This window comes from Ensifer sp. NPDC090286 (assembly GCF_044769565.1).
Classification (GTDB): Bacteria; Pseudomonadota; Alphaproteobacteria; order Rhizobiales; family Rhizobiaceae; genus Ensifer.
The window spans coordinates 1,038,888-1,055,599 of record NZ_JBIVYF010000003.1; the positions used below are offsets into that span (position 1 = coordinate 1,038,888).

At 64.1% G+C, this 16,712-nt stretch carries 18 protein-coding genes; 8 read left to right on the top strand and 10 right to left on the bottom strand.

From position 1 onward, the window contains the following. The first annotated feature begins 92 nt into the window (after window positions 1-92). Complete coding sequence (locus ACIQUG_RS20295; RefSeq protein WP_402323691.1) at window positions 93-1,481, top strand: serine hydrolase; 1,389 nt, start codon at window positions 93-95, stop codon at window positions 1,479-1,481. A 47-nt stretch (window positions 1,482-1,528) separates the two neighbouring features. Here the strand turns inward: ACIQUG_RS20295 and ACIQUG_RS20300 are convergent, their stop codons facing one another. Further along, window positions 1,529-2,533: an inorganic phosphate transporter gene (locus ACIQUG_RS20300; protein ID WP_043622704.1), complete on the bottom strand. Its 1,005-nt coding sequence runs from the start codon at window positions 2,531-2,533 to the stop codon at window positions 1,529-1,531. Then, window positions 2,533-3,177: a DUF47 domain-containing protein gene (locus tag ACIQUG_RS20305; RefSeq protein WP_402323692.1), complete on the bottom strand. Its 645-nt coding sequence runs from the start codon at window positions 3,175-3,177 to the stop codon at window positions 2,533-2,535. Before ACIQUG_RS20305 ends, ACIQUG_RS20300 begins: the two co-directional genes overlap by 1 nt. Before the next feature lie 204 nt (window positions 3,178-3,381). Here ACIQUG_RS20305 and recF point away from each other — a divergent pair, with 204 nt between their 5' ends. The 3 genes from recF to ACIQUG_RS20320 are packed head-to-tail and all read left to right on the top strand — an operon-like array spanning window position 3,382 to window position 5,767. Then, on the top strand, window positions 3,382-4,506 hold the full coding sequence (gene recF, locus ACIQUG_RS20310; protein WP_402323693.1) for a DNA replication/repair protein RecF: 1,125 nt from the start codon (window positions 3,382-3,384) through the stop codon (window positions 4,504-4,506). A 25-nt stretch (window positions 4,507-4,531) separates the two neighbouring features. Beyond that, window positions 4,532-5,293: a molybdopterin-synthase adenylyltransferase MoeB gene (locus tag ACIQUG_RS20315; RefSeq protein WP_402323694.1), complete on the top strand. Its 762-nt coding sequence runs from the start codon at window positions 4,532-4,534 to the stop codon at window positions 5,291-5,293. A 6-nt stretch (window positions 5,294-5,299) separates the two neighbouring features. After that, on the top strand, window positions 5,300-5,767 hold the full coding sequence (locus ACIQUG_RS20320) for a GNAT family N-acetyltransferase (protein WP_402323754.1): 468 nt from the start codon (window positions 5,300-5,302) through the stop codon (window positions 5,765-5,767). Between the two features lie 60 nt (window positions 5,768-5,827). On the opposite strand, the gene ACIQUG_RS20325 is transcribed toward ACIQUG_RS20320, so the two are convergent. Next, a complete protein-coding gene (locus ACIQUG_RS20325) occupies window positions 5,828-6,832 on the bottom strand; it encodes a D-glycerate dehydrogenase (protein WP_043622710.1) in 1,005 nt (334 codons plus the stop codon). 182 nt (window positions 6,833-7,014) lie between these two features. Here ACIQUG_RS20325 and ACIQUG_RS20330 point away from each other — a divergent pair, with 182 nt between their 5' ends. Beyond that, a complete protein-coding gene (locus ACIQUG_RS20330; protein ID WP_034804952.1) occupies window positions 7,015-7,566 on the top strand; it encodes an SH3 domain-containing protein in 552 nt (183 codons plus the stop codon). Between the two features lie 38 nt (window positions 7,567-7,604). Here ACIQUG_RS20330 and ACIQUG_RS20335 read toward each other — a convergent pair whose 3' ends face one another. Both ACIQUG_RS20335 and ACIQUG_RS20340 read right to left on the bottom strand, forming a co-directional pair. Beyond that, the gene (locus ACIQUG_RS20335; RefSeq protein ID WP_402323695.1) at window positions 7,605-8,597 is read right to left on the bottom strand and encodes an adenosine kinase; all 993 of its coding nucleotides are present in this window, start codon (window positions 8,595-8,597) and stop codon (window positions 7,605-7,607) included. Window positions 8,598-8,684: 87 nt separating this feature from the next. Next, window positions 8,685-9,113, bottom strand: coding sequence for a VOC family protein (locus tag ACIQUG_RS20340; protein WP_043622718.1), 429 nt, complete (start codon window positions 9,111-9,113; stop codon window positions 8,685-8,687). A gap of 68 nt (window positions 9,114-9,181) precedes the next feature. Here ACIQUG_RS20340 and ACIQUG_RS20345 point away from each other — a divergent pair, with 68 nt between their 5' ends. Next, window positions 9,182-9,775 carry a TetR/AcrR family transcriptional regulator gene (locus ACIQUG_RS20345; RefSeq protein ID WP_402323696.1) on the top strand — a complete coding sequence of 198 codons (594 nt, stop codon included), beginning with the start codon at window positions 9,182-9,184 and terminating at the stop codon, window positions 9,773-9,775. Between the two features lie 4 nt (window positions 9,776-9,779). Here the strand turns inward: ACIQUG_RS20345 and nth are convergent, their stop codons facing one another. Continuing rightward, window positions 9,780-10,556: an endonuclease III gene (gene nth / locus ACIQUG_RS20350; RefSeq protein ID WP_402323697.1), complete on the bottom strand. Its 777-nt coding sequence runs from the start codon at window positions 10,554-10,556 to the stop codon at window positions 9,780-9,782. A 22-nt stretch (window positions 10,557-10,578) separates the two neighbouring features. On the opposite strand from nth, the gene ACIQUG_RS20355 reads away from it, so the two are divergent. After that, window positions 10,579-11,076, top strand: coding sequence for a DUF2244 domain-containing protein (locus ACIQUG_RS20355; RefSeq protein WP_402323698.1), 498 nt, complete (start codon window positions 10,579-10,581; stop codon window positions 11,074-11,076). Window positions 11,077-11,181: 105 nt separating this feature from the next. Continuing rightward, complete coding sequence (locus tag ACIQUG_RS20360) at window positions 11,182-12,069, top strand: bifunctional helix-turn-helix domain-containing protein/methylated-DNA--[protein]-cysteine S-methyltransferase (protein ID WP_192448242.1); 888 nt, start codon at window positions 11,182-11,184, stop codon at window positions 12,067-12,069. 79 nt (window positions 12,070-12,148) lie between these two features. Here ACIQUG_RS20360 and ACIQUG_RS20365 read toward each other — a convergent pair whose 3' ends face one another. From ACIQUG_RS20365 to ACIQUG_RS20380, 4 genes are all read right to left on the bottom strand, one after another. Beyond that, on the bottom strand, window positions 12,149-12,784 hold the full coding sequence (locus tag ACIQUG_RS20365) for a 2,3-bisphosphoglycerate-dependent phosphoglycerate mutase (RefSeq protein WP_043622730.1): 636 nt from the start codon (window positions 12,782-12,784) through the stop codon (window positions 12,149-12,151). 34 nt (window positions 12,785-12,818) lie between these two features. Next, window positions 12,819-13,637, bottom strand: a complete 819-nt coding sequence (gene dapB, locus ACIQUG_RS20370) for a 4-hydroxy-tetrahydrodipicolinate reductase (protein ID WP_402323699.1) — start codon at window positions 13,635-13,637, stop codon at window positions 12,819-12,821. Window positions 13,638-13,658: 21 nt separating this feature from the next. Then, the gene (locus ACIQUG_RS20375; RefSeq protein ID WP_402323700.1) at window positions 13,659-15,494 is read right to left on the bottom strand and encodes an ABC transporter ATP-binding protein; all 1,836 of its coding nucleotides are present in this window, start codon (window positions 15,492-15,494) and stop codon (window positions 13,659-13,661) included. A 112-nt stretch (window positions 15,495-15,606) separates the two neighbouring features. After that, on the bottom strand, window positions 15,607-16,626 hold the full coding sequence (locus ACIQUG_RS20380) for a glucokinase (protein ID WP_402323755.1): 1,020 nt from the start codon (window positions 16,624-16,626) through the stop codon (window positions 15,607-15,609). Window positions 16,627-16,712 lie beyond the last annotated feature (86 nt).

Sequence of the window (16,712 nt, forward strand, 5' to 3'; positions counted from 1 at the left end):
ATCGCCGATCAAGTCTTGACCAACGCTTGACCGAAACCGGCTGGCATCGTCAGCGTATCCCCTGACAACCGAAAACTGGATTCCTATCTCTCATGCGGAACCGCTTTCTGAACTGGATCGTCCTTATGGCGCTTGGCACCAACGCTCACGCAAGTCCGCTTCCCCCGCCCACCGACGCAGAAATTCAGGAGATCCTGGCCGACCGGATCGACAAGCAGCAGCAGTCGGTCGGTATCGTCGTCGGCATCATCGATGCCAATGGCCGGCGCGTCATCGCGCATGGCCATCCGGCCAAAGGCGATCCGGGCGCCGTCGACGGGCAGACGGTGTTCGAGATCGGCTCGATCACCAAGGTCTTTACCGCGCTGCTGCTGGCCGATGCGATGGAGAAAGGCACGCTCAGCCTCGGCACACCTGTGGCCACGCTTCTGCCCGAGCGCGTGATCATGCCGGAGGACAAGCAGACCTCGATCACGCTCGGCGACCTTGCAACGCACATGTCCGGCCTGCCGCGGCTGCCCAGCAATCTGGTGCCGGCCGACATGAGCAATCCCTATGCCGGCTATGACGCGGAAAAGCTCTATGCCTTCCTCTCCAGCCACAAGCCGCAGCGCCGCCCCGGCGTCGAGCATGAATACTCCAACCTCGGCGCCGGGCTTCTCGGCCACGCGATCGCGCTGAAGTCCGGGCTCTCCTATGAAGATCTCATCGTCAGCCGCATCGCCCTTCCCCTCGGCATGAAGGATACGGCGATCACGTCGCGACCCGACTGGGCCGAACGCCGGGCAACGGGCCACGACGCGGCCCTGGAGCCGGTCAGCGACTGGGATCTCGACGTTCTGCAGGGCGCAGGCGCCCTCCGCTCGACCGTGGACGATCTCCTGCTTTTCCTCGAGGCGGCCATGGGAAAGACGGCATCGCCGCTCGCTCCCGCCTTCACCACGTTGCTGGCGACCCGCCAACCGATCGGCAACGGCGATCGCGATCAGCAGGCGCTCGGCTGGGTCGTCTCGGGCAAGGGCGACGAGCAGTTCATCTGGCACAATGGCGGCACCGGCGGTTACCGATCCTTCGTCGGCTACCGTCCGTCGACGGGTGTCGGCGTGGTCGCCCTGTCGAATGCGTCGACCGACGTCGGCGTCGACGACATCGGCCGCCATCTGCTCAATCGCAACGCGCCGCTCGCGCCGCCAACCGTCAAGCGCACGGCCATAGCGATCGATCCGGCGCGCTATGATGCCTATATCGGCACCTACAGGCTGGCGCCGGATTTCGAACTTACGATCTTTCGGGATGGTGAAAGCCTTTTTGCCCAGGCGACCGGGCAGGATCGGCTCGAAATCCTTCCGGAGGCCGAGCACCGCTTCTTTACGAAGCTCATCGATGCCCAGATCAGCTTCACGCTCAAGGGTGACCGTGCCGAAAGCCTGACCTTGCACCAGGGCGGGCAGAACAGCCCCGCGCCTCGGGTCTCGAAATGATAGTCGCCTCCCGCCTTAAAGCAGGCGGGAGGCGATTTCCGCATCGATCAGAACAAGAGATCGATGGTGAAGTAGGCGAGCGCCGAAATCGCCGCCGCCGCCGGCATGGTGATGAACCAGGCAATCACGATGTTGCCGGCAAGCCCCCAGCGGACCGCCGAGACCCGGCGGGCCGCGCCGACCCCGATGATCGCGCCGGTGATCGTGTGCGTGGTCGAGACCGGGATGCCGAGCCAGGTGGCGGCAAAGAGCGTGATCGCCCCGCCGGTCTCGGCGCAGAAGCCCTGCATCGGATTGAGCTTGGTGATCTTCGATCCCATCGTGTGCACGATCCGCCAGCCGCCGAACAGCGTGCCGAGCGCGATCGCCGCCTGGCAGGTGATCACCACCCAGAAGGGCACGTAGAATTCCGAACCGAGATAGCCCTGCGAGTAGAGCAGCACGGCGATGATGCCCATGGTCTTCTGCGCGTCGTTGCCGCCGTGGCCGAGCGAGTACATTGAGGCCGAGATGAACTGCATGACCCGGAAGGTGCGATCGACCGCAAACGGTGTCTGACGCACGAAGATCCAGGAGACGATCAGCACCAAAAGCAGCGCCAGGAAGAAGCCGATCGCCGGCGACATGAAGATGGCGCCGACGGTCTTCAAAAGGCCAGTCCAGACGATCGAACTGAAACCGGTGCTGGCGAGACCGGCGCCGACGAGGCCGCCGATCAGCGCGTGCGACGAGCTCGACGGGATGCCGAAGAGCCAGGTGACGATGTTCCAGACGATCGCGCCGATCAGCGCCGAGAAGATCACCAGGGGCGTGACGATGCCGGGATCGATGATGCCCTTGCCGAGCGTTTCGGCCACATGCAGGCCGAAGAACAGGAAGGCGATGAAGTTGAAAAACGCCGCCCACATGACCGCGTATTGCGGCCGCAGCACCCGCGTCGAGACGATCGTCGCGATCGAGTTGGCGGCGTCGTGCAGACCGTTCAGGAAGTCGAAGAACAGCGCGATGCCGATCAGCCCGACGAGCAACGGAAAGGCGAGCGTCGCATCCATCAGACGTTCTCGATCACGATGCCGCTGATTTCATTGGCGACGTCCTCGAAGCGGTCGACCACCTTTTCGAGCTCACCATAGATCTCGCTGCCGATGATGTAGGCCATCGGGTTGCTGGCGCCGTGGCGGCGGAAGAGATCCTTGAGGCCTTGTTCATGCAGTTCGTCGGAGCGACCCTCGATCCGGGTGATTTGCTCGGCAATGGCGATGAGGCGGTCGTGGTTGGCGCCGATCCGGTCGAGCAGCGGAATGGCCTCGGCGATCAGGTGGGCGGCGTTGACGACCGTCGTTCCCATTTCGCGCATGCCGGGATCGAAACTCTTCTGCTCAAAGAGCCGGATGGTCTTGACCGTCTTGTGCATCATGTCGATGGCGTCATCCATCGACTGGATCAGATCCTTGATATCGCCGCGATCAAACGGCGTGATGAACGACCGGCGTACGGCGAGCAGCACTTCGGCGGTGATGTGATCCGCTTCGTCCTCGAGCGCGACGATCCGGTCGCAATGCTTCTCCATGTCGTCGCCACCGGCGAGCAGCTTGTCGAGTGCATCGGCAGCACCGACGACGGTGCGCGAGTGTTTTGCGAAGAGGTCGAAGAAGCGATCCTCACGGGGAAGAAGTTTGCGGAACCAAGCCAGCATCACATGTGTATCCATCTGTGGATTGTCATGCGGCTGTCATATTTCACCAGCTGCTTGAAGAAAAGCACTGAATCAAAGGGGTTCCGCGCCTTTCCCCTGCCGAAATCCGCCTATTTGGAACGATTGGTGCGCCCGGGCCATTTCGCCTTGCCTTGAAAGGCGCTTTCGTCCTAGCTGGCGCCCAACGTCGAATCCGGTCTGCCGATGCCACACAAGGTCTTCCTCAATCGCCTGAAGCTCACCGAGTTCCGCAATTATGCGGGGCTGTCGCTTGAGCTTGATCAGCGCCATGTGGTGCTGACGGGGGAGAACGGCGCCGGCAAGACCAATCTAATGGAAGCCGTTTCCTTCCTCTCGCCCGGACGGGGCCTCAGGCGTGCGGCCTATGCCGACGTCGCCCGCGTCGGCGCCGGCGACGGGTTCTCCGTCTTTGCCGAGGTCGAGGGCATGGAGGGGTCGGTCGAGATCGGCACCGGAACGGCCGGGCTGACGGAAGGTCAATCGCGGCGGCTGCGGCTCAACGGAACCCCGGCGGCGACCGTCGACGAACTGACGGACCACCTGCGCGTTCTCTGGCTGACGCCATCGATGGACGGGCTCTTTACCGGCCCTTCAGCCGACCGGCGGCGGTTCCTCGACCGGCTGGTGCTTTCGCTCGACCCGGAACACGGCCGGCGCGCCAGCGAATTCGACCGGGCGATGCGCAGCCGCAACCGGCTGCTCGGCGAGTTCCGTCCGGACCCGGCCTGGCTGACGGCGATCGAGCGCGAAATGGCCGGCCTCGGCGTCTCCATGGCGCTGGCGCGGCAGGAAATGCTTGGCCTGCTGACGGCTCTCGTCGAGCGCACTGTCGACGAGAGCGTCTTTCCGTCGGCCCGCCTGGCGCTATCGGGCTTTCTCGACGACGAGGGCCATCGTCCGGCCTATGATCTGGAAGAACAATATCTGACGATGCTGCGCGACGGGCGGCCGCGCGATGCGGCAGCCGGCCGCACGCTCGACGGGCCGCACCGCAGCGACCTGCTCGTGCGTCACCGGGAGAAAGACATGGAGGCGGCGCGATGCTCGACCGGAGAGCAGAAGGCGCTGCTCGTCGGGCTGGTGCTTGCGCATGCGCGCCTCGTCGGCGACATGACCGGCCACGCGCCAGTGCTGCTCCTTGACGAGATCGCCGCCCATCTCGACGTCAACCGGCGCGCGGCGCTGTTCGATCTCGTCGATGGGCTTGGTGGCCAGTCCTTCATGACCGGGACGGACCAATCGATGTTTGAGGCGCTCGGCGAACGCGGCCGCTTCCTGACCGTTTCGCACGGCAGCGTTACCGGGTAAGCAGAAGTCACCGAGGAGGATTGCCATGACCGGTGAGAACAAGCTCGACCAATCGGAGATCACCCGCTACGCCCGTCATATCGTGCTGCCGGAAATCGGCGGCGCCGGGCAACAACGGCTGAAGGCAGCCCGCGTGCTGGTGATCGGGGCCGGCGGCCTCGGCGCTCCGGTGCTCGTCTATCTTGCCGCCGCCGGCATCGGCCGGATCGGCATCGTCGACGACGATGCGGTCGCGCTTTCCAACCTGCAGCGGCAGATCATCCACCGCACCGAAGACATCGACCGCGCCAAGGTCGAGCGGGCCGCCGAAGCGATCGCCGCGCTCAACCCGCATGTCGGCGTCGACGAATACAGGCTGCGGCTCAACGCCGACAATGCCGAGGCGCTTTTCCGGCAGTACGATCTGGTGATCGACGGCTCGGACAATTTCGATACCCGCTACCTCGCCGCCGATACGGCGGCAGCGGTCGGCATTCCGCTGGTGACCGGCGCCGTCGGCCGCTTCGACGGCTCGCTGACGGTGCTTATGCCCTACAGCGCCGGCCCCGATGGACGACCGAACCCCTCCTACCGCGATCTGTTTCCCGAGCCGCCGCCGGCCGGCGTCGTGCCCTCTTGTGCCGAGGCCGGCATCGTCGGCGCGCTGACGGGCGTCATCGGCACGCTGCAGGCCATGGAGGCGATCAAGGTGATTGCCGGCTTTGGCGAACCGCTGGTCGGGCGGCTGTTGATGTATGACGCGCTGACGGCACAGTTCAACACCATCCGTTACCGCAAGAGAGCATAGGCGATGGTGCAGATCTTTCGTATCGACGAAGCATTCGACCGGCACGAGGAACTGCTGGCGCTGATCCTTGGCGCCTTCTCCTACATGGACGGGCGGATCGACCCGCCCTCGTCGGCGCATGCTTTGAACATCGAATCGCTGCGCGACAAGATTGCCGACGAGATCGCCTTCGGCGTCAGCGATGGCGAACGGCTGGTCGGCTGCATCTTCTGCAAACCCGAGGACGATTGCCTCTATATCGGCAAGCTTGCCGTCGCGCCTGAGACGCAAGGAAAGGGCATCGGCCGCATGCTGCTCGCTGAAGCCGAAGCGACGGCGCGTGCGCTGAAACTTCCGGCGCTGAGGCTGCTCACCCGCGTCGAACTCGTCGACAACCACCGCGCTTTTGCCGCCTGGGGCTTCGTTCAGAGCGACACGATGTGCCATCCCGGTTTTACCCGGCCGACAGCGATCGAGATGCGCAAGGCGCTTTAGTTTTCAAACGTCAGCAAAGCAGCTGGCGACCGCACGACAGGATCGTGCGGCGTTTCGCGATCAGTCGCGGCCCGGCAGAACCCGGTCCGGCGGGCGGTGGCCGTCGAAGAAGGTGCGGATGTTGATCACCACCTTCTCGCCCATGTCGATGCGGCCTTCGAGCGTGGCCGAACTCATATGCGGCAGGAGCACGACCTTGCCTTCGCCGGCAAGCTTGATCAGCTTCGGATTGACCGCTGGCTCGTTCTCGAAGACGTCGAGGCCGGCGCCGGCGATCTTGCCTTCACGCAGGCACTTGATCAGCGCCGTCTCGTCGATAATGCCACCGCGGGCGGTGTTGACGATGTAGCTGTCCGGCCGCATCAGGGCGAGCCGGCGGGCCGAGAGCAGATGATAGGTCGCTGGCGTCGACGGGCAGTTGACCGAAACGATGTCGACGCGAGCGAGCATCTGGTCGAGGCTGTCCCAATAGGTCGCCTCCAGCATCTCCTCGGTTTCGGCCTTCACCCGGTGACGGTTGTGGTAGTGGATCGAGAGGCCGAAGGCCTTGGCGCGGCGGGCCACAGCCGTCCCGATCCGGCCCATGCCGACGATGCCGATGCGCTTTCCGGCAATGCGGCGGCCGAGCATCCAGGTCGGCGACCAGCCGGCCCATTCGCCCTTGCGGTCGGTCAGGATCTGCGCACCTTCGGCAAGCCGGCGCGGCACCGCGAGGATCAGCGCCATCGCCATGTCGGCAGTGTCTTCCGTCAGCACGTTGGGCGTGTTGGTGACGGTGATGCCTTTGCGGGCGGCGGCATCGACATCGATGTTGTCGACGCCGTTGGAAAAGCTCGCGATCAGTTTCAGCTGCGGGCCGGCCTGCTCGATCAACGCCGCGTCGATGCGATCGGTCACCGTCGGCACCAGCACGTCGGCGCGTTTGACCGCGGCCACAAGCTCCGGCTGGCTGCGCGGCGTATCGTCGATGTTCAGCTCCGCATCGAAGAGTTCGCGCATGCGCGTCTCGACGATGTCTGGCAATTTGCGGGTGATGTAGACCGTGGGCTTCTTCTTGCTTGTCATTGCTGCGACGGGCCTTGTTGACGGGTCCTTAACCAAGTTGGGCGATACTTTCTCCCTGTAGCCGCAATTTCTACCAGACCCCACCGGGAAGACAAACAAAACTCGCGTCGTCGTCCCCGCGATTTCCGCCCGACCCATGGGCCTCAAGTGAACTGCGCCTGCAAAAGCTAGTGCCACGGAATATGGGCTTCGTCATGCGTCACGTCATTTCCAGATTCTCGCTCTCGTTGATCGCCGCCTGCCTTGGCGCCGCGATCATGACGTCGGCGGCTTACGCTCAGGCCGCCAAGGGCGCCAGCGGGCTGCCGCTGCCGCGCTTCGTCAGCCTGAAATCCAAGAGCGTCAATCTCAGGATCGGCCCGAGCGTCGATTACGCGGTCGCCTTCCGCTACATGAAGCCGGGCGTGCCGGTCGAGATCATCCAGGAATACGATAACTGGCGCCGCATCCGCGACGCCGACGGCACCGAAGGCTGGGTGAACCAGGCGCTGCTCTCCGGCGACCGCACGGCCGTCGCAGCCCCCTGGATGCGCGGCAAGGGCGAAGGCGTCTTCGTCAACATGCGCCGCGACGCGCAGGGCAATTCCCCGATCGTCGCCCGCATGGAGCCCGGTGTCATCGTGAAAGTCGGCGAGTGCAATGGCGACTGGTGCCATGCCGAAGCGCAAGGCGTCGAAGGCTGGATCGCCCAGGGCGAAATCTGGGGCGCCTATCCGGGCGAGGCCTTCAAGTAAGGCCGCGCCCGTCTTTAACCAAAATCAATTGGGTCGGATCAGGCGAGACCAGCCTGCTTGGCGGCCGTTTCCAGCGACACCATCGGCCGCGGCCCGATCTGGCCGATGACGATGCCGGCGGCGAGATTGCCGAGCTTGCTGCAGTCTTCCAGCGAACGCCCCGTCGTGTAGCCATGCAGGAAGCCCGCGGCATAGAGGTCGCCGGCACCTGTCGTGTCGACCACCTGGGCGATCGGCGTTGCGCCGACACGAACCCGCTCTTCTCCACGCACGACCACCGAACCTTCTTCGCTAAGCGTCACGGCGGCGAGCTTGCAATCCTTCGACAGCTTCTCCAGCGCCAGATCGAAATCCTCGGTCTCGTAAAGTGCCAGCGCTTCCTGCTTGTTGGCAAAGACGATATCGACCGTGCCGGAACGCATGAGGTCCAGGAACTCGTCGCGATAACGGTGAACGCAGAAACTGTCGGACAGCGTGATCGCGGTCTCGCGGCCGTTTGCGTGGGCGATCCGCGCGGTCTCGCGAATGGCGTCCTTGGCGCGCGGCGGATCCCAGAGATACCCTTCGAAATAGGTAACCTTGGATTGGGCGACGACCTCGGGCTCCACGTCCTCTGGGCCGAGCTCGACGCAGGCGCCGAGATAGGTGTTCATCGAGCGCTCGCCGTCCTCGGTGACGAAGATCATCGAGCGCGCGGTCGGCGGCACGGTTTCGAGCGGCTTCGTCTGGAAATAGACGCCCTGGGCGCGGATATCATGGGCGAAGATCTCGCCGAGCTGGTCGCTCGCGGTCTTGCCGAAATAGGCGGCACGGCCACCGAGGCTGGCGACACCGGCTGCGGTGTTGCCGGCGCTGCCGCCGGAGGCTTCGACCGCCGGGCCCATGCGCGAGTACAGCAACTCGGCTCGCTCGGCGTCGATGAGGTTCATCGCGCCCTTTATGATGCCGTTTTCGTTGAGAAAGGCATCGTCGCAGCGCGCGATGATATCGACGATGGCGTTGCCGATCGTCAGCACGTCGTATTTTGTCATGAACCTCGTCCGGTCTCCGTGATGGCCGGTGTTCGTTAATACCGGTTTTCCGGCCATTTGGAAGACAAAAGACGCGTGCGGGCGGCTTCACGCCGTAGGAAGCGCGCTTTCGTCATAGGCGGCGGCGAATTCGGCACTCGGGGGAATGGGCTTGATGATGTCGATCAGCACGCCATTCGGATCGGCCGTGATGAAATGACGCTGGCCGAAATCCTCGTCGCGCAAGGTCTTCAGGATCGGCAGGCCGGAGGCAAGCGCTTGCGCATAGATGCGATCGGGATCCTCGACCTCGAAGTTCAGAAGAAGACCGCGGGTGGGCGCGCGCGCCTCTTCGGGGATCGTCTCGTGGCGGTAGTCGAGCACGGCAAGCGTCACATGTTCGTCCTCGATCGATTGCAGATGCACATACCAGTCGCTGGTGAAGAGCGCCTGGAAACGGAAGTGATCGATGTAGAAGGCGGCAGTGGCGGCAACGTCAGCCGTCATGATGACCGGATAGTAGCTCGTCGATTTCATGGCTTTTCCTCGCTCCTGCAATGTCATACAATCTGTATGTTTCTTTAATTAACATACAGGCTGAATGTATGCAACAGGACATTTCCCGCCGCTCCAACCGCGAGCGATCCGACACGACCCGTGCCGCGATCCTTGACGCTGCCCGCGGCCTCTTCGTCACCAGGGGCTATGCCGACACCTCGACGCCGGACATCGTCGCAGCCGCCGGCCTGACCCGCGGCGCGCTCTATCACCACTTCGAGGACAAGAAGGCGCTGTTTCGCGCGGTGGCAGAGCGGGAAGCAATTTCGGTGGCGACGTCGATCGAACAAGCGACATCACGCGACCTCTCGGCCCGAGAGGCACTGAAGGTCGGCGCCCGCGCCTATTTCGACGCCATGCGCGAGCCGGGGCGTATTCGCCTGCTCTTGCACGATGGGCCGGCCGTCCTCGGCAAGCGGGAAATGATGGCGATCGACGCGGCCAACGCGCAAAGAACGCTCGAAGAAGGGATCGCCGAGGCAATGGCTCCGGCCACCGTTTCGGCCGACAGGTTGTCGGCCATGGCATCGCTACTGTCAGCTGCCTTCGATCGTGCGGCGCTCGACATAGCCGATGGCGCGTCGAGCGAGGTTTACGTCGAAACGATCGGCACGCTGATCGACCGGATGGTTTCGGCCTGACGGCTCAACCAGCAGCCGAGATCATCTGTGGCGGCAGTTCGACCAGTGGCGCCGGGATGTCGCAGGTCTTTTCCGGCGACTTGCAGAGATCGGCAATGACGCAGCGCTCGCATTCGGGCTTGCGCGCCTTGCAGCAGTAGCGCCCGTGCAAGATCAGCCAGTGGTGCGCGTGGTAGAGATACTCATCGGGGATGATCCTGATCAGCTTGTCTTCCACCTCGTCCGGGGTCTTGCCCGGCGCCAGACAGATCCTGTTGGCGATGCGCAGGATGTGTGTGTCGACGGCGATCGTCGACTGACCGAAGGCCATGGAAAGCACGACATTGGCGGTCTTGCGGCCGACGCCCGGCAGCTTCACCAATTCCTCCCGCGTGCGGGGCACTTCGCCGCCGAAATCGCGGATCAGCATCTCGCTGAGGGCGATAACGTTCTTTGCCTTGTTGCGGAAAAGTCCGATCGTCTTGATGTAGTCCCGAACCTTCTCCTCACCGAGCGCCAGCATTTTTTCCGGCGTATCGGCGATGGCAAAGAGCGCGCGCGTCGCCTTGTTGACGCCGGCATCGGTCGCCTGTGCCGAGAGCGCCACGGCGACAACGAGCGTGAACGGATTGACGTGCTCCAGTTCGCCCTTCGGCTCCGGCCGCTGGATCGAGAAGCGCCGGAAAATCTCCTTGAGCTCGTCCTGGCTATAGAGGCTCTTCACCCGCGGCGTGGCGCGGCGGCCGGCTGCAGGCTTTGGTTTGGCGGCGCGAACAGGCAATTTCGGCTTCACGTTTTTCATGATGCATCTATAGTCAAAGGTCATGATCCATGGCAACGCCACCACCCCATCCGAGGACGCTCCGGTCTTCACCGCCGAGCTCACGCCCTATCGTTCGCTCGGGCGGCGCGGCTTCAAGATGTTCTTCCTGATCGCCGGGCTCCTGAGCCTCGTTCACGGCATCGTCTTCCTCATCATCGGCGCCTGGCCGGTGGTGTTCTTTTTCGGGCTCGACTACCTGCTGCTGTTCGGTGCCTTCTGGCTGAACAACCGCTCGGGGCTGAGCCGCGAAGAGGTCAGCGTCAGCAGGACGGACGTTTCGGTGCGCAAGTTCACGCCCTCGGGCCAGATCAGCGAACATCGCTTCAATCCGTTCTGGGCACGCTTGAATGTCGCCCGGCATCAGGAAATCGGCATCGTCTCGATGACGATCAGCGGCGGCGGCCGCCGAACCGATATCGGCTCGTTCCTCAACCGCGACGATCGCGAGACCTTTGCGCTGGCGCTCTCGGGGGCGCTTGCGACCGTGCGCCGCCGCTGACGCCCGGCGCTTGCAATCGCGGCACCCGGCGATCGCATGTTTTCAAGTTTCGGGTGGTTGACGGGGCCAGCAAGTGGTTACCTGTGGCAAGACAGGAGAAGAGCCATGAACATTGCGACATCCGTACCCACCGACATCACGCCGAAGGGCACCGACTACGATACGGTCAGCCGCGTGATCGAAATGCTCACCGAGGACTATCGCGACCAGCCGTCGCTCGAATCCGTGGCGCAGCGCCTGAAGCAGTCGCCGACCCAGCTCCAGAAGGTCTTCACCCGTTGGGCGGGTCTGTCGCCGAAGGCCTTCCTCCAGGCCGTGACCCTCGACCATGCCAAGCGCCTGCTGCGCCAGGAAGACATGCCGCTGCTTGAGACCAGCATCGAAGTGGGCCTCTCAGGACCAAGCCGGCTGCACGACCTGTTCGTCACCCACGAGGCGATGTCGCCAGGCGAATGGAAGGCGCGCGGCGAGGGTCTGACGATCCGCTACGGCTACCACCCCTCGCCCTTCGGCACGGCCCTCGTGATGATCACCGAGCGCGGCCTCGCCGGCCTTGCCTTCAACGATATGGGCGGCGAGCAGGCGAGCTTCGAGGACATGGCGCAACGCTGGCCGAACGCCCGCTACATCGAGGACAGCGCTGCGACCGCCCAATATGCGGCGCGCATCTTCGATCCGTCGCGCTGGCGACAGGACGAGCCGCTGCGCATCTTCCTGATCGGCTCCGACTTCCAGATCCGGGTCTGGCAGGCGCTGTTGAAGATCCCGCTCGGCTGCGCCACCACCTATTCGAACATCGCCGGGAACATCGGACAGCCGACGGCATCGCGCGCGGTCGGTGCTGCTGTCGGGCGCAACCCGATTTCGTTCGTCGTCCCCTGCCATCGCGCGCTCGGCAAGAGTGGGGACCTCACCGGCTATCACTGGGGCCTGACGCGCAAGCGCGCCATCCTCGGCTGGGAAGCCGGAAAGGCGGCCGACGGCACGATCTGATCGCCAGGTTTGCCGGCATTGTCGGAGACACAAAAAAGGGGCGCCCAGCGCCCCTCTTTCATTTCCTGGCCATCAGCGCTCAATGGGCGCCGGACATGTCGCCGAGCACTTCCTTGGAAGCGACGGTCGAATTGGCGTTGAGCTTGTAGACCATCGGCACGCCGGTCGCGAGGTTGAGCTTCAGGATCTCTTCCTTCGACAGGCGATCGAGCACCATGACCAGCGAACGCAGCGAGTTGCCGTGGGCGGCGACCAGCACCTTCTGGCCGGAGAGCACGCGCGGCAGGATCTCGGTCAGGTAATAGGGCCAGACGCGGGCGCCGGTGTCACGCAGGCTCTCGCCGCCCGGAGGCGGGATGTCATAGGAGCGGCGCCAGATATGCACCTGCTCTTCGCCCCACTTCTCGCGGGCGTCATCCTTGTTGAGGCCCGAGAGGTCGCCGTAGTCGCGTTCGTTCAGCGCCTGGTCGCGGATCGTCTCGAGCGAGGACTGGCCGACGGCGTCGAGCACGAACTGGCAGGTGCGCTGGGCACGGACGAGATCCGAAGTGAAGGCGATGTCGAACTTGATGCCGTAGTCGGCAAGCGCCTTGCCGCCGGCCTTGGCTTCCTCGACGCCGAGTTCCGTCAGATCCGGATCACGCCAGCCGGTGAACAGGTTCTTCAGGTTCCAGTCGCTCTGGCCATGCCGGACGAGGACGAGAGTACCGCTCATGTCGAATTCCCCTTGAGACTTGAGAGTGGAAAGGTCAGTTGAGCCCGAGAACGTCGAGCATCGAATAGAAACCGGGCTTCTGGCTGCGAGCCCAGAGTGCGGCGGTGACGGCACCGCGCGCGAAGATCGAACGGTCCGTGGCGCTGTGCGACAGGGTCACCTGCTCGCCTTCGCCGGCCAGGATGACCGAATGTTCGCCGATGACCGAGCCGCCGCGCAGCGTGGCAAAACCGATGGTGCCGGCCGGACGCGGGCCCGTATGACCGTCACGCACGCGCACCGAATGGTCGGCAAGCGCGATATCCCGCCCCTTCGCCGCCGCCGCACCGAGAAGCAGGGCCGTGCCCGAGGGCGCATCGACCTTGTGCCTGTGGTGCATTTCGAGGATTTCGATATCCCAGTCGGCCGGACCGAGCGCACGCGCCGCCTTCTCCGTCAGCACGCCGAGCAGGTTGACGCCGAGGCTCATATTGCCCGACTTGACGATACGGGCGTGGCGGGCGGCGGCGCGGATCTTCGCCTCGTCGTCGGACGAGCAGCCGGTGGTGCCGATCACATGGACGATGCGGGCCTGGGCCGCGAGACCGGCAAACTCGACGGTGCCCGCCGGTGCGGTGAAATCAAGGACGCCCTCGGCTTCGACGAAGGCTTCGAGCGGCTGGTCGGTCACCGGCACGCCGATCGGGCCAAGCCCGGAGAGTTCGCCCGCATCGCGGCCGATGAAGGGAGAACCCGTGCGCTCGACGGCCGCATGCAGGCGCACGCCGTCCATCGCATGAACCGTCCTGATCAGCGTCTGGCCCATACGGCCTGCCGCACCCACCACCACGAGCTTCATATCGTTCGCGCCCATCGGTGAGTTCCTTCTTGTCCGCTAGTGGATTTGGGCGCCGGCCGGCGCTTCGGGCGTTTCGCCATCCGGAGACTGCTCCTCCGAATTCTGGCCCTGGAGATTGTGGAGCCGAGCGTAGAGACCGTCCGGCCGCCGTGCAAGGTCGGCATGGGTGCCTTCCTCGACGACGCAACCATCCTTCATGACGATGATCTTGTCGGCATTGACGACGGTCGAAAGACGATGGGCAATGACAATTACCGTGCGGCCATCCATGGCGTGGTCGAGCGCCTTCTGCACCGCCGCTTCCGATTCGGTGTCGAGCGCCGAGGTGGCCTCGTCGAGCAGCAGGATCGGCGCGTTGCGCACGAGCGCGCGCGCAATCGACAGGCGCTGGCGCTGGCCGCCAGAGAGCGTCATGCCGTTCTCGCCCACCGGCGTATCGTAGCCCTGCGGCTGCGCCAGGATGAAGTCATGGGCGTAGGCGAGCCGTGCGGCTTCCTCCACCTCGGCATCCGTCGCGTCGATACGGCCGTAGCGGATGTTGTCGCGGATCGAGCCTTCGAAAAGATAAGGCTGCTGCGACACATAGGCGATGCCCTTGCGCAGCGACAGTTTGGTGACGTCGGCGATATCCTGACCGTCGACCAGGATCTGGCCGGACGCCGGATCGTAGAACCGCGGAATGAGGCTGATGACGGTCGATTTTCCGGCCCCTGACGGACCGACGAGCGCCGTCGTCTTGCCGCCCTCAGCCATGAAGCTCACGCCCCGCAGCACGTCGTCGCCATTGGGATACTTGAAGCGCACGTCGCGCAGCTCGACGGTCGCGCTCGTAAACGCCAGTTCCTTGGCATCGGGCTTGTCGCGCTGGTGCGGCACGGTATCGAGGATCTCGTAGACCATGCGGGCGTTGACGGCGGCACGCTCGAGCGAGACCTGAAGCCGCGCCAGGCGGCGGGCCGGATCATAGGCCATCAGCAAAGCGACGACGAAAGCGAAGAAGGCGCCGGGCGGTACGTCGGCATAGATGGCGCGGAACGCCGAATAGGCAAGCACCGCCGAGATCGCCAGGCCGGCGAAGGTTTCTGTCATCGGCGCCGTGCGCTCGCTCAACCGGGCAATGCGGTTGGCGCGGTTTTCGGCGCGATCGACGATCGCCTCGACCTTGCCGCGAAGCTCGCTCTCCATCGTAAAGGCCTTGACGATGGTGATGCCCTGAATGGTTTCCTGCATCGCGCCGAGAACGCGGCTGTTGACTTCGATCGCCTCGCGGGTGGCCGAACGCAGGCGCTTGGACACATAGCGCAGGCCCAGAAGCAGCGGAGGTGCGGCGACGAAGACGATGATCGACAGCAGCCAGTCCTTGGCAAACATGACGCCGACCAGGCCGATCAGCGTCAGCAGGTCGCGCGCGATCGAGGTAACGGTCAGATTGAGGACGTCGCGAATGCCGCTGACGTTCTGGCTGATCTGGGCGGCGAGTTGCGCCGAACGGGTCTCGTTGAAATAGCCGACGCTGAGCGCCATCAGATGGGCGTAAAGACGGCGCTGGTAGCGCGCGACGATGTTGTTGCCGATCTTCGAAAGCGCGACGGCCTGGCCGTAAGTGGCAAAGCCGCGCAGCACGAAGGCGGCGAGGATCGCGCCGCAGACGAGCAGAACGATGTCCGCCCGCTTGTTGGCGAAGGCCTCGTTGATGACGGTTTCCATGATCGAGGCGGTAAAGCCTGTCGTGGCAGCGACCACCGCCAGGCAGCCGATGGCAAAAGCATAGCCGCGAATGTGGTCACGACCGTTTTCCGCAATGACCCGCTTGAGGATCCCGCTGATCGTATCCGAATCGACCGCGTGCTGTTTTTTCTTGCTGGCGCTCAAAAAGCCCGTCTTCCCTGGAACCAATCTGGAGGGCCGGCATCCGGCCCGATCTTTCCCGGGGCTCTATAGTGGTTTGATATCGCTTTGGCGAGTCTTTGCGCACGCCACGGTCTCAGCTTCTCCAGCGGCGTCCCTCCGTTGCCACACCGAAATCCCTCGGCGTGCGGGCAAAGGCAGCCAATCCCGAGAGCGCGGCCATCGGGTGAATGACGGCAAAGGTCGGGATCGTTTTCATCAGCGCCGAATGCGGGGCCTTGTCCTCGAAGGCGGCCCGGAAGGGCGACTTCATCAGCGCCGGCAGGATCTTCTGCGAGATACCGCCCGCCAGGAAAACGCCGCCGCGGGCCATGAAGATCAGCGCCATGTCGCCGGCCACGCGACCGAGATAGGTCGAAAACAGTGAGATGGTCTCGATCGCCGCCCTGTCGCTCTCCGCAAGAGCGTGTGTCGTCACTTCCGCGGGGTCCGTCAGAACCGGATCCACGCCATCGGCGGCGCAGACGGCGCGGTAGAGGTTCATGATGCCACGGCCGCAGAGAATCTGCTCGCCGGCCATGCGGCCTTCGATCGGCTCCAGAAATGGCCAGATGTGGAAATCGCGTTCGGTGCGCGGGCCGATATCGACATGGCCGCCTTCGCCCGGCACCGGAAACCAGGTGTGCTGGGCAAAGACCAGGCCGCCGACGCCGAGGCCCGTTCCCGGTCCGAGCACGACGCGGGAGGTCAGCGGCCGGATGCTGCCGCCGCCGATCTGCACCAGGTCCTCGTCCGCCGGAGCGGCGACGGCAAGCGCCTGAGCCTCGAAGTCGTTGATGATCAGCACGTCTTCGAGGCCGAGGCTCGAAAGCATGTCCTTCGGCCGGATCACCCAGCCGGCGTTGGTCAAGGGAATTTCATCGCCCCGAATCGGACCGGCCACCGCCAGGATCGCCGAGCGCGGCTGCACGGAGGTCTTGTCGAGAATGCTCTTTTGCAGCGCCTCCTCGATCGTCTCGAAATCGCCGGTCTTGATCGGCGGCAGTTGCTTCGGGTCGGCAAAGGCGTCGATGAGCAAGGCAAAGCGCGCGTTGGTGCCGCCGATGTCGCCGATCAGGATCGGAAAAGGAAAGCTGTGTTCATTGGTGCCGGACATCGCAAGATCCATCCTGATCGTCATCTTGGGTTGCTGAACTGTCTATCAGACAGAACGGGATGAGGAAAAGTGCGGGAGGATTGTCG